Origin of the sequence: Geodermatophilus africanus, from assembly GCF_900107105.1 — a bacterium.
In the GTDB taxonomy this organism is placed as follows: Bacteria; Actinomycetota; Actinomycetes; order Mycobacteriales; family Geodermatophilaceae; genus Geodermatophilus; species Geodermatophilus africanus.
Window position 1 is genome coordinate 138,144 of sequence record NZ_FNOT01000005.1, and the last position, 14,605, is coordinate 152,748.

Annotated in this window: 16 protein-coding genes; 6 read left to right on the forward strand and 10 right to left on the reverse strand. The window is 74.0% G+C overall.

The genetic code is table 11. The features are described from left to right. Positions 1–366: 366 nt before the first annotated feature. Entirely contained in the window at positions 367–1,047 is a 681-nt protein-coding gene (locus tag BLW63_RS10870) for a hypothetical protein (protein ID WP_091155309.1), read from the reverse strand. Between the two features lie 169 nt (positions 1,048–1,216). Here BLW63_RS10870 and BLW63_RS10875 point away from each other — a divergent pair, with 169 nt between their 5' ends. Continuing rightward, entirely contained in the window at positions 1,217–1,981 is a 765-nt protein-coding gene (locus BLW63_RS10875) for a lysophospholipid acyltransferase family protein (protein ID WP_091155311.1), read from the forward strand. Between the two features lie 100 nt (positions 1,982–2,081). Here the strand turns inward: BLW63_RS10875 and BLW63_RS10880 are convergent, their stop codons facing one another. Next, a complete protein-coding gene (locus BLW63_RS10880) occupies positions 2,082–2,384 on the reverse strand; it encodes a DUF6221 family protein (protein WP_091155314.1) in 303 nt (100 codons plus the stop codon). An 80-nt stretch (positions 2,385–2,464) separates the two neighbouring features. Here BLW63_RS10880 and BLW63_RS10885 point away from each other — a divergent pair, with 80 nt between their 5' ends. Further along, positions 2,465–2,950 (forward strand): polyadenylate-specific 3'-exoribonuclease AS, encoded by a 486-nt coding sequence (locus BLW63_RS10885; RefSeq protein WP_091155317.1) that lies wholly within the window; start codon positions 2,465–2,467, stop codon positions 2,948–2,950. A 4-nt stretch (positions 2,951–2,954) separates the two neighbouring features. Here BLW63_RS10885 and BLW63_RS10890 read toward each other — a convergent pair whose 3' ends face one another. From BLW63_RS10890 to BLW63_RS10905, 6 genes are all read right to left on the reverse strand, one after another. Continuing rightward, positions 2,955–3,590, reverse strand: coding sequence for a transcriptional regulator (locus BLW63_RS10890; RefSeq protein ID WP_091155320.1), 636 nt, complete (start codon positions 3,588–3,590; stop codon positions 2,955–2,957). Between the two features lies 1 nt (position 3,591). Further along, positions 3,592–3,975 carry a hypothetical protein gene (locus BLW63_RS10895; protein WP_211517078.1) on the reverse strand — a complete coding sequence of 128 codons (384 nt, stop codon included), beginning with the start codon at positions 3,973–3,975 and terminating at the stop codon, positions 3,592–3,594. A 104-nt stretch (positions 3,976–4,079) separates the two neighbouring features. Further along, on the reverse strand, positions 4,080–5,462 hold the full coding sequence (locus tag BLW63_RS27910) for a methyl-accepting chemotaxis protein (RefSeq protein WP_280140515.1): 1,383 nt from the start codon (positions 5,460–5,462) through the stop codon (positions 4,080–4,082). Continuing rightward, complete coding sequence (locus BLW63_RS27915; RefSeq protein WP_280140510.1) at positions 5,369–5,863, reverse strand: Cache 3/Cache 2 fusion domain-containing protein; 495 nt, start codon at positions 5,861–5,863, stop codon at positions 5,369–5,371. The genes BLW63_RS27910 and BLW63_RS27915 overlap by 94 nt, the downstream gene beginning before the upstream one ends. Positions 5,864–5,875: 12 nt before the next feature. Beyond that, the gene (locus BLW63_RS27920; protein ID WP_244522497.1) at positions 5,876–6,109 is read right to left on the reverse strand and encodes a hypothetical protein; all 234 of its coding nucleotides are present in this window, start codon (positions 6,107–6,109) and stop codon (positions 5,876–5,878) included. A 192-nt stretch (positions 6,110–6,301) separates the two neighbouring features. Continuing rightward, positions 6,302–7,189 carry an NmrA family NAD(P)-binding protein gene (locus tag BLW63_RS10905; RefSeq protein WP_091155327.1) on the reverse strand — a complete coding sequence of 296 codons (888 nt, stop codon included), beginning with the start codon at positions 7,187–7,189 and terminating at the stop codon, positions 6,302–6,304. Between the two features lie 78 nt (positions 7,190–7,267). On the opposite strand from BLW63_RS10905, the gene BLW63_RS10910 reads away from it, so the two are divergent. The 4 genes from BLW63_RS10910 to BLW63_RS10930 all read left to right on the forward strand — a co-directional run bounded on the left by BLW63_RS10910 (position 7,268) and on the right by BLW63_RS10930 (position 11,789). Beyond that, the gene (locus BLW63_RS10910) at positions 7,268–8,290 is read left to right on the forward strand and encodes a 6-phosphofructokinase (RefSeq protein WP_091155330.1); all 1,023 of its coding nucleotides are present in this window, start codon (positions 7,268–7,270) and stop codon (positions 8,288–8,290) included. 97 nt (positions 8,291–8,387) lie between these two features. Next, entirely contained in the window at positions 8,388–9,725 is a 1,338-nt protein-coding gene (locus tag BLW63_RS10915; protein WP_091155333.1) for a class II 3-deoxy-7-phosphoheptulonate synthase, read from the forward strand. Between the two features lie 57 nt (positions 9,726–9,782). Further along, positions 9,783–10,793: a threonine aldolase family protein gene (locus BLW63_RS10920; RefSeq protein ID WP_091155337.1), complete on the forward strand. Its 1,011-nt coding sequence runs from the start codon at positions 9,783–9,785 to the stop codon at positions 10,791–10,793. A 609-nt stretch (positions 10,794–11,402) separates the two neighbouring features. Next, entirely contained in the window at positions 11,403–11,789 is a 387-nt protein-coding gene (locus BLW63_RS10930; protein WP_211517079.1) for a hypothetical protein, read from the forward strand. A gap of 11 nt (positions 11,790–11,800) precedes the next feature. On the opposite strand, the gene BLW63_RS10935 is transcribed toward BLW63_RS10930, so the two are convergent. Beyond that, positions 11,801–12,742, reverse strand: coding sequence for a sulfite exporter TauE/SafE family protein (locus BLW63_RS10935; RefSeq protein ID WP_091155348.1), 942 nt, complete (start codon positions 12,740–12,742; stop codon positions 11,801–11,803). Between the two features lie 718 nt (positions 12,743–13,460). Beyond that, a complete protein-coding gene (locus BLW63_RS10945; RefSeq protein ID WP_091155355.1) occupies positions 13,461–14,603 on the reverse strand; it encodes a sulfotransferase family protein in 1,143 nt (380 codons plus the stop codon). Between the last annotated feature and the right edge of the window lie 2 nt (positions 14,604–14,605).

A 14,605-nucleotide genomic window follows, 5' to 3' on the forward strand; every position in this document is an offset into this window, starting at 1 on the left:
GCCCTACCGGGCGACACCGCGATCAGGTGCCGTCCCCCCGTGGGGCTGAGCTGCTGCGTCGTTCCTCGCGGGGACCCTCCGGGCCCCCACTCGTCACGACCTCGCGGCCAGGTGCCGTCCCCCCGTGGGGCTGAGCTGCTGCGTCGTTCCTCGCGGGGACCCTCCGGGCCCCCACTCGTCACGACCTCGCGGCCAGGTGCCGTCCCCCCGTGGGGCTGAGCTGCTGCGTCGTTCCTCGCGGGGACCCTCCGGGCCCCCACTCGTCACGACCTCGCGGCCAGGTGCCGTCCCCCCGTGGGGCTGAGCTGCTGCGTCGTTCCTCGCGGGGACCCTCCGGGCCCCCACTCCTCACGACAGTGCTCGTCCTCAGACGACGGCGCCGTCGTCGCCGTCGTCGGTGCTGCGCTCGCGCATCCGCGACAGCAGCACCCCGACCCCGCCGGCGACGGCGGCCACGCCCAGCACCAGCCCGAGGTCGGCGGACAGGCCGACCACCCGGGGCGCCACGACGAGGACCGCGCCGGCGGCGATGAGCAGCACCGCGTACAGCGAGGCCGGCGCCGGGGCCGGCACCGGCGGGGGCGGCGGCGGCTCGTAGTGCTCCTCCGGCCGGTCGAGCACCGACGGCTCGGCCGGCGCCGGGGGCGGGGCGTCGGCCGGGGCCTCGTCGACGGCGGTGCGCCCGTGCTCGGCCTCGAAGGCGGCCACGATGCGCGCCCACTCGGCGTCCTCGTCGACGTCGCGCCGCGCGGACTGCCGGGCGCGGGTGCGCTCGGCGACGTGGTCGTCGGCGTGCTCGTCGACCAGGGCGCGGGCCTCGCCGGTGCGGGCCCGGTCGACGAACAGCCGGTCGCTGGGCGGGCTGGGCAGCGAGACGGTCCGGGTGTAGGGCTCGACGTCGGCCGACGGCTCCAGGTAGGCGGCCACCCCGGCCTCCCGGAGCACGTCGAGCAGGTGTTCCCCGACCCGCGGGTCGACGTCGCGCAGCGGGGTCCACAGGGCGGCGTCGAGGCCGTTGTCCCGGCGGCCCCGCCCGCGGGCGCTCACGCCTCCGCCCGGCGGGGGAGGGCGGCCGCGGGGGCGCCGGTCATCGGGGCGGGCTGGGGCACGGGACCTCCTCGACGGCCGGCGGGCGAGCCGGTGGGAAAGGGTGCTGCGGGGGTGGCATTGTCCTTCCGCCTCCGGGATCAATAGTCTGGCAGCCCCCGAGGGAGGCGTGTTGTTCTACTGGTTCCTCAAGTTCGTGGCGCTCGGCCCGGTCGTGAAGCTGGTGATCCGCCCACGGGCGGAGGGCGTGGAGCACGTGCCGCCCCGCGGTGCGGCGATCCTGGCCAGCAACCACCTGTCCGCGGCCGACTGGGTCTTCATGCCGATGTCGGTGCGCCGGCGGGTGACCTTCCTGGCCAAGCGCGAGTACTTCACCGGCCACGGCGTGAAGGGCTTCCTGCAGCGGGCCTTCTTCACCGGCGCCGGCCAGGTGCCGATCGACCGGTCCAGCGCCTCGGCCGCCGAGGCCGCCATCCAGACCGGGCTGCGCCTCCTGCGGCAGGGCCGGCTGCTCGGCATCTACCCCGAGGGCACCCGGTCGCCGGACGGCCGGCTCTACCGCGGCAAGACCGGCGTGGCGCGGATGACGCTGGAGACCGGGGTGCTCGTCGTTCCCGTCGCGATGACCTACCGGCCGCGCCGCCTGCCGCTGGTCGGCTGGAACGTCCCGGCGGTGACCGTCCGGTTCGGCGAGCCGCTGGACTTCTCGCGCTACGAGGGCCTGGCCGGCGACCGCTTCGTCGAGCGCTCGGTCACCGACGAGATCATGTACGAGATCATGACCCTGTCGGAGCAGGAGTACGTCGATGTCTACGGCGCCCGCGTGAAGAAGTCGATGGACGCCAGCGGTGCCAGCGCGTCGGAGGTCGTCAGCCGGCTGCAGCCGCTCGCCGACGAGGCCGCCGACCGGGCCCCGGAGTCCCTGGCCGGCTGACGGAGGACCGCTTGCCCCACCACTCGCGAGCCCGCGGCGGGACCCTGCAGGGGGGCGGCGGCCTCCGGGACGCGGGCGAGCGGACGCAGGGAGTCCGCTCTCACGGCCGCCAGTGCTCGTGATAGTGCGGGTGGTCGGCGTAGGCCTGGGCGATCAACCGCAGCGCGTGCTCCATGGTGGCCCCGCGCGGCCCCCGCTGCTCCAGGTCGCGGAAGTAGTGGACCAGGTCGCGCTTGGCCCGCACGTCGCGCAGCACGTGGGCGACCAGTGACGCCTTGGACCGCGACGCGCGCAGCGCGGCGAACCGCGCGGCCTCCTCGTCCTCGTTGAACCGGGTGAGCAGGAAGTCGACCAGGTCCTCGTTGCGGATGCTGGTCGGCAGGTCCGGGTGCGGCGGGCTCACCGGGGCACGCTAGCCCGGCGTCCCCCGCGAGGCGCCGCGGCGCGAAGGGCGCCCGCCCCCCGGCCACCTACCGTGAGGCGGTGCGGCGCTTCTTCTACGACACCGAGTTCATCGAGGACGGCACCACCATCGATCTCGTCTCCGTCGGCGTCGTGGACGAGACCGGCCGGGAGTTCTACGCGGTCAGCACCGAGTTCGACGAGCGCCGGGCAATCCCGTGGGTGCGACGCAACGTGCTCGACCAGCTGCCGCCGCCGTCGGACCGGGCCTGGCGCAGCCGGCAGCGCATCCGCGACGACCTGCTGGCCTTCCTCACCGGCCCCGGCGAGGAGGTCGAGCTGTGGGCCTGGTTCGCTGCCTACGACCACGTCGCGCTCTGCCAGCTGTGGGGGGCGATGCCGGCGCTACCGCGGCCGATCCCGCGGTTCACCCGCGAGCTGCGCCAGCGCTGGGACGACCTCGGGCAGCCGCCGCTGCCGCCCCGGCCGAGCGGCACCCACGACGCGCTGGTCGACGCCCGGTACAACCTGGCCCGGTGGCAGGCGATGGAGGGCGCCCGGCGCTGACCGGTCAGGCGTCCGAGCCGCGCGGGATGCCGAGGGTGGCCAGCAGGTCCTCGTGGAACTGGATCCACAGCAGGGAGCAGGAGTCGCGGTCCGGGGCGTCGAGCCAGGCACGCCGTCCCGCCTGCACCTCGCGCACCGCCGATGCGAAGCGGTCGCCGTAGCCGTCGAACCGGGTCAGCAGCGCGGCGAGCTCGTCGCAGAGGTCGCGGAACGCCCGCTCGAGGGACGCCAGCGTCCGCAGCACGCGCTCGTCCCACCGCCAGTCGGTGTGGTCGTTGAGCGCCATCGGGTCCAGCCGCGTGGGGCGCACCTGCCAGTCGGTGCAGGCGACGCCGAAGCGCCGGTTGAGCGGCAAGAAACGCGCGTGCACCGACGTGACCGCCGCCCTGGACCCGGTTAGGGCCAGCTCGGCGGCGAGCCGGCGCTCGCCCTCGGTTCGCCCGGCGTCGGTCAGCGACCAGCCCGAGGTGGCGCCGAAGGTCAGCGTGCGCACCCAGCCGCGGGCCTCGGCGTCGAGGAGGTCCTCCTCGACGGCGTCCCGGTCCAGGCCGAAGCGGGCGGCGATGCGCGCGGTCGTCGGGAAGCCGAGGACGCGCACACCGTGCAGGGCCAGGTCCGCCGGGTCGGAGGCGTGGCCCACCTCAGTCGCCGCCGCGGGAGTCCACGCGGCCGGTGACCCGGTCGAACCGCTGCTGCGCGGCCTGCGGGGACGCCAGTCCCATCGCCTCCGACACCCGCCGCCACGACAGTCCGGCGGACCGGGCGGTGAACAGCAGTGCGGCCTCGAGCTGGTCAAGCTCGGCGCGGGCGGCCGGCAGCAGCCGCAGCGCCGCGAGGAGGTCCGCGTCGTCCTCGGCGCCGCGCCGGGCCCGCCACAGTGCGAGGTGCACGAGGTCCACCGCGGACGGCGGCTGGCTCCCGTGCAGCCACGGGGGCCGCGGCAGGTCCGCGCCGCCGGCGCCGAGCAGCCGGCTGCGGGCGTCGGCCTCGGCCGCCGCCTGATCGGCGTCGCCGGGGGAGGTCACGCCCGTGAGGATCATCTCTCAACACGGCGTTGTCAACGGAATGTTGATGGACGACGGGCCCGTCCGGGCCCGCGAGGGGCTCGGGGGGACCCAAAGCGGTCCTCTCAGACGGTGAAGGCCCCCAGCAGGCGGGTCAGCTCCTGCGAGAGCCGGTCGAGCTCGCGGGCCGCGGTGCGGGCGTTGTCCACGTCCTCGGCGCAGCGATCGGCGTCCTCGCTGACCGCGGTGAGCGTGCTGGTGAACGCCGTGGCCGCGTCGGCGGCCGCGCCGACGCTGCGGGTGAGCTCGTTGGTGACCGCCGTCTGCTCCTCGACCGCGCTGGCGATCGTGGTCTGGTGGTCGTTCATGTCACGCACGACCTCGGCGATGCGCCCGATGGAGCCCACCGCCGCCGAGGTGTCCGCCTGGATGCCCTGCACCCGCTGGGCGATCTCCTCGCTGGCCCGGGAGGCCTCCTGCGCCAGTTCCTTGACCTCGTTGGCGACGACGGCGAAGCCCTTGCCCGCCTCGCCCGCCCGGGCGGCCTCGATGGTCGCGTTGAGGGCCAGGAGGTTGGTCTGCTCGGCCACCGCGGCGATCACCTTGACGACGTCGCCGATCTCGGCCGAGCTCGCGCCCAGGGTGGCCACCGTGGACTCGGTCTGCCGGGCGAGGTCGGCGGCGCTCCGGCCCACCCGGGCCGCCTCGCTGGCGCTGCGCGCAATCTCGGCGATCGAGGCGCCCATCTGCTCGGCGCCGGCCGCGGCGGAGGTCACGCCCGCGCTGATGTCGCCGGCGGCCTCCTGGGCGGTGCGGGCCTGGTCGCGGCTGCGGTCGGCCCGGTCGCCGAGGCCCTCGGCGACCGTCGCGACCGTGCCGGCCGAGGCGGCCAGCGTGCGGGCGCACGCGCCGACGTCGCGGATGGTCCCCGAGACCTTCTCGACGAAGCGGTTGAACGCCCGCGACAGGTCGCCGACCTCGTCGCGGCCGGACTCGTCCATCCGCTGGGTCAGGTCACCCTCGCCGTCGGCGATCTCGGCCATGCGCGCCCGCAGCCGCTCCTGCGGCGCGGTCAGCCGGCGGCCGACCAGCCAGGCGAGTGCGCCACCGGCAGCAGCGACCAGCAGGGCGGCGACGGCGACCCCGGTGAGCATCGCCGAGCGGCCGGCGTCGAGGTGCTCGACCGGGCCGGCGAAGTCGCTGTCCCGGGCGATCGTCGTGATCACCCAGTTCCACGGCTGGTAGTACGCCACCCGCACGGTGTGCGGGCCGGTCTCGGCGTCGACGTAGCGGACGGTGGCCTGCTCGCCCGGCTGCAGCGCGACCGCGGCGTCGACCACCTGCTCGACCCAGCGGGTGCCCTCGGCGTCGGTCGCGTCCAACAGGGACTCCCCGTCGCGGACCCCGCCCTGGCTCACGAGCACCTGGCCGCGCAGGTCGCCGGTGCCGCCGAAGACCTCGACCCCGCCGTGCTCGCCGACGGTGGTCCCCTCGAGGCTCTCGCGCAGGCCGGGAGGTTCTGCTGCTTCTGGCCGACGTAGACCATGCCGACCACCTGGCCGGCGCCGTCGAACAGCGGCGCGTAGGCCGAGACGTAGCAGGAGTCGACGACGAAGGCATTGCCGCGGTAGGTCTGCCCGGCGAGGACGGCGGCCAGCACCGGGTTCGGCGCGCCGTCGGGGTTGGTTGCGGGGATGTAGGTGCCGATCGCCCGCGAGCCCGTCGCCCCCACGACGTTCGTGGCCACGCGCAGCATGTCGCCGGCCGGGCCGGTCCGCTGGAAGACCGTCGCCGTGCCGCCCACGAGGTCCCGGACCTGGTCGACGACCGGCGTCGGCACGCCGGGGTCGGTGTTCTGGCCCAGCCACGTGCCGCCGGCCGCGGCACGGGGCAGCTCGACCGGCGTCACCTCGCCGCTGAACTAGTTCTTGGCCTGCCAGGTGACCGTGCCGCGGTCGAGCCGGAACCCGCCGGCCTGCGCCAGCACGTGCTGGGCGACGGCGAGGTCGGAGTCCACCTTGGCCGCGGTCGAGGCGCCCTGCGTGGCCACCACGTCGTAGACGCCGCCCGCGGTCTGCGTCAGGTCGTCGGCGACGAGCTCCTCGACGTCGGCGCGGGCCTCGTCGGCGAACTCGCTGCTCTGCCAAGCGCTCACCCCGCCCACCGTGATCCCCGTGGCCACGACGCACCCGGTCGCGAGTGCCACCACCTTGGTCCTGATGTCCCAGCGCAACGGTCCAACCCCTGTTCGTCCCGAGCGGCCTGTCCCGGTCGCCCGGTTGCGGCCGGTTGTGAACCGGAACTGCGCAACTGGGGGTTACGGGCCCCACGGTTCCGGTCGTAGGGCTCAGGAGCGCAGGTGGGCCCAGTCCTCCGGGTGTGCCCGCAGGTGCTCGGCGACGGTGCGCGCCGGGTGGCCCGCCAGGGTGGCCACGGCGTCGGTCACGCGGGCCAGCTCGCCCGCGGCGATCGCGAGGTAGCTGGTGACCCAGCCCTCGATCTCCCAGTCCGGGTGCCCGGACGGGCGCCGGGTGACCCACGCCTCCTCGACCGTCTGGCGGCGGTAGACGGCGGGCAGTCCGGTGACCTCGGTCAGGACGGCGGCCGCCTCGTCCAGCGACAGCGCGGCGGGCCCGGTCACGTCGACCACGGAGCCGTCGAGGGCGGGGGAGTCGTCGAGCAGGGCGGCGGCGGCGACGTCGGCCAGGTCGTCGCGCGAGACGAAGGACGCCCGCCCGTCACCGGCCGGTGCCGCGATCACCGCCTGCCCGTCCTCGCGCACCGCGAAGAACGGCACGAAGTCGGCGTACATGGCGTGCCGCAGCACGGTGGTGCGCACCCCGGTGGCGGCCAGGGCCGCCTCGGTGGCGGCGTGCTGGCGGGCGAGGGTGAAGACTGCGTCCGGCGCGGCGCCCAGGAAGGAGGTGTAGACGACCCGCTGCACCCCGGCCGCGGCCGCCGCGGAGACAGCGGTGAGGTGCTGCTGCAACCGGTCCTCGGCCTCGGCGGCCGACACCAGGTACAGGGTGTGCACCCCGGCGAGTGCGGCGGCCAGGCCCGGCCCGTCGGTGTACCCGGCGGGGACGGCGACCACCTCCGCGCCGGGCACGCGGGGGGCGCGCGCGGCGTCACGCACGACCAGCCGCAGCCGGGCGTCGGCCCGGCCGGCGAGCCGATCGACGACACGTCGGCCGAGCGCGCCGGTCGCCCCTGTGACAGCGATCACGTGGGGCATACGATCCGGCCTCTGACCTGCACCACCATGACTCCGCCAACGACCGTCGGCCCACGACCCTTCCCGGAGGACGGCCCCATGCGCATCGGCATCCTGACCGGGGGCGGCGACTGCCCGGGCCTGAACGCGGTCATCCGCGCCATCGTCCGCAAGAGCGTCCAGTGCGGCGACGAGGTGATCGGCTTCCGCGACGGCTGGCGCGGTGTGCTCGAGGCCGACACCGTGCCGATGGACCTCGCCGCCGTGCGCGGCATCCTGCCCCGCGGCGGCACCGTGCTGGGCACGTCGCGCACCAACCCCTACGCGCTGCAGGGCGGCGGCGACCGGGTGCTCGCCACGCTCGAGCGGCTGGGCATCGACGCGCTCGTCCCGATCGGCGGCGAGGACACCCTGGGCGTGGCCAGGAAGCTCGCGGAGGCCGGCGTCCGGGTGGTCGGTGTGCCCAAGACCATCGACAACGACCTCGATGCCACCGACTACACCTTCGGCTTCGACACCGCCCTCGGCGTGGCCACCGAGGCCATCGACCGGCTGCACACCACCGGTGACAGCCACCACCGCACGCTCGTCGTCGAGGTGATGGGCCGACACGCCGGGTGGATCGCGCTGCACGCCGGGATGGCCGGCGGGGCCACCGTCGTCCTCATCCCCGAGCAGCCCTTCGACGTCGACGCCGTCGTCGAGCACTGCCAGCACCGCTTCGACTCCGGCTACTCGCCGATCGTGGTGGTCTCCGAGGGCGCCTCGTCGAAGGACGGCGACCTGGTGCTCGCGACGGGGGAGCGCGACGCGTTCGGCCACGTCCGCCTCGGGGGCATCGGCACGGCGCTGGCGTCGCTGATCGAGCAGCGCACCGGCCGGGAGGCGCGGGCCGTCGTCCTCGGGCACATCCAGCGCGGCGGCACCCCCTCGCCGTTCGACCGGGTGCTGGCCACCCGCTTCGGGCTGGCCGCGCTCGACGCGGTGCACGACGGCGCGAGCGGGGTCATGGTGGCGCTGCGGGGCACCGACATCGTGCGGGTGCCGCTGGCCGAGGCGACCGCGCAGCTGAAGCTCGTGCCCGTCGACCGCTACGCCGAGGTCGAGGTCTTCTTCGGCTGAAAGAGGATCGTCCTGCCCCCTCGCAGGCTCGCGGCGGGACCCCGCAGGGGAGCCGCTTCGGAGGGTGGTGGGAGGGCCGCCGGTACCCTCTGAGGGCGTGACCCTCTCCGAGCCGGCTGCCGCGCTGCCCGACCTGGACCGCTGGCGGGAGCTGCCCGCCGCCCAGCAGCCGGAGTGGCCCGACCGCGCCGCCCTGGACACCGTGCTGTCCACCCTCTCTTCGGTGCCCCCGATCGTGGCGCCCAGCGAGGTCGACGAGCTGCGCACGCGGCTGGCCGAGGTGGCGCAGGGCCGGGCGTTCCTGCTCCAGGGCGGCGACTGCGCCGAGACCTTCGACCTCAACACCGACGCCCACCTGCAGAGCACCACGCGCACGCTGCTGCAGATGGCCGTCGTCCTGACCTACGGCGCGAGCGTGCCCGTCGTCAAGGTGGGCCGGGTGGCCGGGCAGTACGCCAAGCCGCGCTCGTCGAACACCGACGCCCTCGGCCTGCCCTCCTACCGCGGCGACATGGTCAACTCGCTGGAGCCGGTGCTCGAGAAGCGCATCCCCGACCCGAACCGGCTGGTGCGCGCCTACGCCAACTCCGCGGCCGCGATGAACATGATCCGCGCCTACGCCCGTGGCGGGCTGGCCGACCTGCACGCCGTCCACGACTGGAACAAGGACTTCGTGGCCAGGTCGCCGGCGGGCGTGCGCTACGAGGTCATCGCCCGGGAGATCGACCGCGCGCTGGCCTTCATGAAGGCGTGCGGGGTCGACGACACCGCGCTGCGCGGCGTGGAGCTCTACAACAGCCACGAGGGGCTGATCCTCGACTACGAGCGGGCGCTGCTGCGGGTGCACGAGGGCCGGGCCTACGCCGCCTCGGCGCACTTCGTCTGGATCGGCGAGCGCACCCGCCAGCTCGACGGCGCGCACGTGGAGTTCATGTCGCGGATCGCCAACCCGATCGGCGTCAAGGTCGGGCCCTCCACCACGCCGGAGCAGGCCGTGGAGCTGGTCGAGCGGCTCGACCCGGACGGCGTCCCCGGCCGGCTCACCCTGATCAGCCGGATGGGCAACGGGAAGATCCGCGACGTCCTGCCGCCGATCGTCGAGAAGGTCACCGCCAGCGGCCACCAGGTCGTGTGGCAGTGCGACCCGATGCACGGCAACACCCACGAGTCGTCCACCGGCTACAAGACCCGGCACTTCGACCGGGTCGTCGACGAGGTGCTCGGCTTCTTCGACGTCCACCGGGCGCTGGGCACCTGGCCCGGCGGCATCCACGTCGAGCTGACCGGCGAGGACGTCACCGAGTGCCTCGGCGGGGCCATGGAGATCAGCGACGAGGACCTCAACAGCCGGTACGAGACCGCCTGCGACCCGCGGCTGAACACCGGGCAGTCGCTCGAGCTGGCCTTCCTCGTCGCGGAGATGCTGCGTGGGTAAGGACCCCGTCCTCCTCATCCCTCGCAGGCTCGGGACGAGCCTCTGGACGGGGCCGCAGTGACCGAGCAGGTGGACCTGCGCTCCGACACCGTCACCAAGCCCACCCCCGGCATGCGCCGGGCCATGGCCGAGGCCGAGGTCGGGGACGACGTCTACGGCGAGGACCCGACGGTCACCGCCCTCGAGGAGCACGTGGCCGGGCTGTTCGGCCACGAGGCCGGCCTGTTCGTGCCGTCGGGGACGATGGGCAACCAGATCGGCCTGCGCCTGGTCTGCGAGCCGGGCCAGGAGGTGCTCTGCGACGCCGACGCGCACATCGTCACCTACGAGATGGGCGCCGCGGCGGTGCTCTTCGGCATCTCCACCCGCACCGTGGTCTCCGACGGCGGCCGGCTGGACACCGCCGCGCTCGTCGAGCAGGTGCGTCCGCACGGCGACTGGCACCTCACCGCGACGGCGGCCGTGGCCGTCGAGAACAGCCACAACCGCGGCGGCGGCCTCGTGCAGCCGCTGGAGCAGCTGCAGGCGCTGTGGGACTGGTCGCGGCAGGCCGGGGTCGACGTGCACCTCGACGGCGCGCGCATCTGGAACGCCTCCGTGTCCTCCGGCGTCGACCTGGCCACCTACGGCGGGCTGGCCGACACCGCCTCGGTGTGCCTGTCCAAGGGGTTGGGTGCGCCGATCGGCTCGGTGCTCGTCGCCTCCGCCGAGCGGATCGCCGCCGCCCGGTTGTGGCGCAAGCGGCTCGGTGGCGGGATGCGGCAGGTCGGGGTGCTGGCCGCGGCCGGACGGTACGCGCTCGACCACCACCTCGACCGGCTGGCCGAGGACCACGAGCACGCCCAGCTGCTGGCGAAGCGGCTCGGCGCGGACCCCGCCGCCGTGCACACCAACATCGTGCGGCTGGACGACGTCCCGGCGCCGGTCGTGGCCGAGGCGGCGAAGGCGCAGGGGGTCCTGGTCTCCCAGGTCAGCCCGCAGCGGCTGCGGCTGGTGACCAACCTCGGTGTCGACCGCGCCGGCGTCGAGCGCGCCGCCGACGTCCTCGCGGAGCTCCTGGGCTGCTGAGGCCTGCCGTGCGGGCCGACGCTGTGCGCTGACGCGCGGGTCCTGACCACGAGCGGCGCGCCGACGCCCACCATCGGGTACAGCAGGCCGGGCCGCCCGGCGCGGAGGTCGCTTCGAGAGCGTCGAGGGTGGCGGTCACACCGCCGGGCACCAACACGTCGCGCCTGGCAGCCCGGGCGTGGCAAGTGTCGGAACAGACGTCGGCAACGGGGGTCCAGCGCCGCCGGGGTGCGGGCGCAGGTCCTCGACCATGGCTCCCAGAGCCGGCAGGAGCCGCTGGTGCAACTGCCGGAGGACGTCCTCGCCGCGCCCGGCGCCGGCGGCGGAGCCGGCGCGGACGATGACGCCGGCGCAGCCGAGCGGGAGGGTTTCGACCGCTGGACCACCGCGGGCCGCTAGCCTGCCCCGGAGCCTGGCTCATCACCGGAGAGCGGAGACGACGGTGCGCAGGTCAGCGCCGCGATGCGGCAGGCGAGCCGACGGTCCTCGTCCGCGACCTGCACACGGTGGTCCGCGTCCTGCGGCACGGGACCTCGCCGCACCACCGGGATCAACCGTGCAGGCAGGTCGACCGGATCGGGGCCCGGGACGTCACGCACAGCGGGCGTGGTGGCCGTGCAGCACCGCGTGACGGCCATCTGGCGGGCCGAGACCGGTCACGTCCGGCAGGTGCACGCCCCCGGCATCGTGGTCGAGGGGCCCGGCACCCCTCCGGTCCACCTCCTTCTCGTGACCGAGTGGCTGGACAGCGTCAGCCTCCACCTGTCCTGGCCGTGGCTGCACGGCGACGTCCACTGCAGCCTCCGGCAGGCCTACCGGCTGGCCGACGCCGACGGTCGCTCGTGTCCACTCATCGACTCCCGCGTCCTGCCGCTGGCCGGCCGGATGAACGAGGTGACCTTCTTCGACACCCACTCGCTCGCCGGCCCCCAGACGCTGGCACTCCGACTGCGTTCTCGGCTGGCCGTGCCGATCGGCATCCCCTTCCAGGGCTGATCCAGCCCGCGTCACGCCGTCCTCCGCAGGCGGCTGTGGTGCAGGGACACGAATGCCGGCTCTCCGTGGCGGACCCGCAGCCACGCCCAGAACGCCGTCCCCCCGACGGCCGCCGCCCCGCCGATCACCAGGACCACAGCGGTCGGGGCGCCGAGCAACTTGACCCCGGACGCGAGCAGGACCACCGGCACCGCGCGGCGGGCGAGGCTGCCCGTCGACCGGGACGAGATCCGCGCTCCGAGCCAGACCCCGGGGATCGCACCGACGAGGATGCTGGCGGTCAGGACCAGGGTGAAGTCCCCGAACAGCAGGTGCCCCAGGGAGGCCGAGGCCACCAGTGGTACGGCCTGCACCAGGTCGGTGCCGACCAACTGGCGGGCCTGCAGGGCGGGGTAGAGCAGCAGCAGGCAGACGATCATCAGCGAGCCGGCGCCGACGGACGTCATCCCCACGACCAGTCCGGCGCCGACACCCACGAGCGCGGTGGCGAGCGGCCGTGGCCGGATCGTCGACAGCCGGGCTGTGGTGTCGCCCCCCGAGTTCGTGCGGGCCCGTTCCCGTGCGAGGAGTGCCAGGTAGGCCCGTGCCGCCATGCCCAGGGAGGCGAGCACCAGGACGGCGCCGAGCGCGAACAGGATGACGTCCTGCACGTCGGCGCCGTCCCCGATCAGCCGCAACAGCAGCACCCCGCAGAAGCCACCCGGCACCGAGCCGAGGCACAGCCACCGCACCAGGCCGAGGTGCACGGTGCCGCGGCGCAGGTGCACCAACCCGCCGACCGGCTTCATGAAGAAGCTGGCGACGACGTCGCTGGAGACCGCGGCCAGCGGTGCGACGCCGAAGAAGAAGACGAGGATCGGGGTCATCAGGGCACCGGCCCCCATGCCGGTCAGCCCGACGACGACACCGACCAGCAAGCCGGCCGCGGCGATCGCCGGATCCCACCAACCCATCGGACCTCCAGCCTGCCGCCCGAGTCGTGGGCCGAGGGGCCCGCGGTGCGCCGTACGGCCATCCGATCTGGAAGAGCCCACCCGTGGGGATCGCCGACCTCAGGACGCCGAGGCCTCTCGTTGGAGCGATCGCCCACGTCAGGACCGCACCTCCGGACCGATGCGGGACGACGCACCGCCATCCGCCGACCAGAGGACCGATCCGTCACAGGAGGCTGCGCGGGGCCGGGCCCGTGGCTGACGAGCCACCGACCGGGGGAGGAGGGACGCGGTTCCCGACCGCGTCACCGGCGGGGTCGCCATCACTGTCTGCGCTCGGTGCTCCTCTCGGCGCCGGGAGCGGTGCCGGTCGGAGCCCGACCCGGCCACGCGACCGCCGACCCGGCCACGCAACCGCCGACCCGGCCGCGGTCGCTGACCAGGCCGCGGTGGTGCGCGGGCTGCCGCGGCACGTGAGCACGGCCCGGCGGCTGCCGGGCCGCCCGGACGCCGCGGCGTCGGAGGCGTCGCTGCGCCAGGTGCTCTGCCGCCGCCGGGCCGGGCAGCAGGTCCACCGGCCCGGTCGCCGAGCATTCGTCCGGTGCCGGCCGTCGCCGGCAACCGGGTCGGGGAGCCGTCGACCACCCTGCCCCGGCCTGGTCGGCCCCGCCGTGCTGGCCGATGACTGCGGGTGCTCGCGTGCCGGCCCGAGTTCTGCTCCGTCGTCCTGCCCACCGCGTCAACCAATGGCGTATCCCCACTCCTCGAAGTTCCGCCGCCAGGCGCGCCCGACATCGCGGCGCAGTGACGACGACAGCTCCGGATACGTGTTCTTCCGATAGCTGGTGATGGAGTCGACGTAGCGCCGCAAGGGCGACTGCACGGCGTCGAAGCCGGATAGGCCGAGGTTGTCGTAGATCCGCTCCACCTGTCCTACCGGGTCCTTCTCGAGGTCCTCGAAGCACACCTCGTGGAACCGACCCTCAGGGATCAGCGAACGCTCCTCGAAGAACGCATCGTACATGATCTTGAAACGCTCGATGACCACATCTGCGATACGCCCGACGTCGAAGTGCTGGAGACCCATGGTGCGGAGGCTCACCTGGTTCTGTCGCTGCGTGGACTGGAATATCACGTAGGGATTGCGGTGGATGTGCACGAAGCGCGCGTCGGGGAACGTGTCGAGGAGCAACTTGATGCGGGCGGTGTGCGGCGGCGACTTGAGCAGGAGCGGGCGACCGTACTTCCACGTCAACTTGCTGTAGAAGAGCGTCAGTGCCGTCATCCACTCGGCGACTTCCGACTCGGGGACCTCTCGAAATGTCAAGTACCTGTGGTACTGCTCGGCATCGCGCGGGAACGCCCAGGTCAGAAACGGGGAGTGCAGTGTTCCGCAGGTCGCGAACTCGTCCTCGAAGGGCACCTCGGCATTGAGGGGTACATCGTCCATGATGCGCGTCCTCGGAGACGCGAAGAGGACCTTGGAATACCGTTCGGTGGTGAGGAACGTGTGGGGGTTGAGCACCTGGTAGACGTTCGGATAGGCGAACTGGGGATCGGTGGCCAGCAGGTTGTGCAGGTGCGTCGTCCCGCTGCGCCAGTGCCCGAGGATGAAGAGAGGGGGCCCGATCTGGACGTCGGCCAGTCCAGGCCCGTAGACCCTCGTCTCGTGTCCACCGACGACTGAGTTCACGACTCCCGCGCCGGCCATGAACGCCGCCCGCGGCCAGTACGCCGGAGCGACCGCGAAGTGGTGTTTCCGCAGCAGGCGCACGTACTCACCGAGCGTCATGCCGTACAGGCTGGTGAAGAACCAGCTGGCCAGGAAGACCCGAAGTGTCTCGGCCGGACCCGACCGGCCGCCACCAGAAGCCACCGTCATGT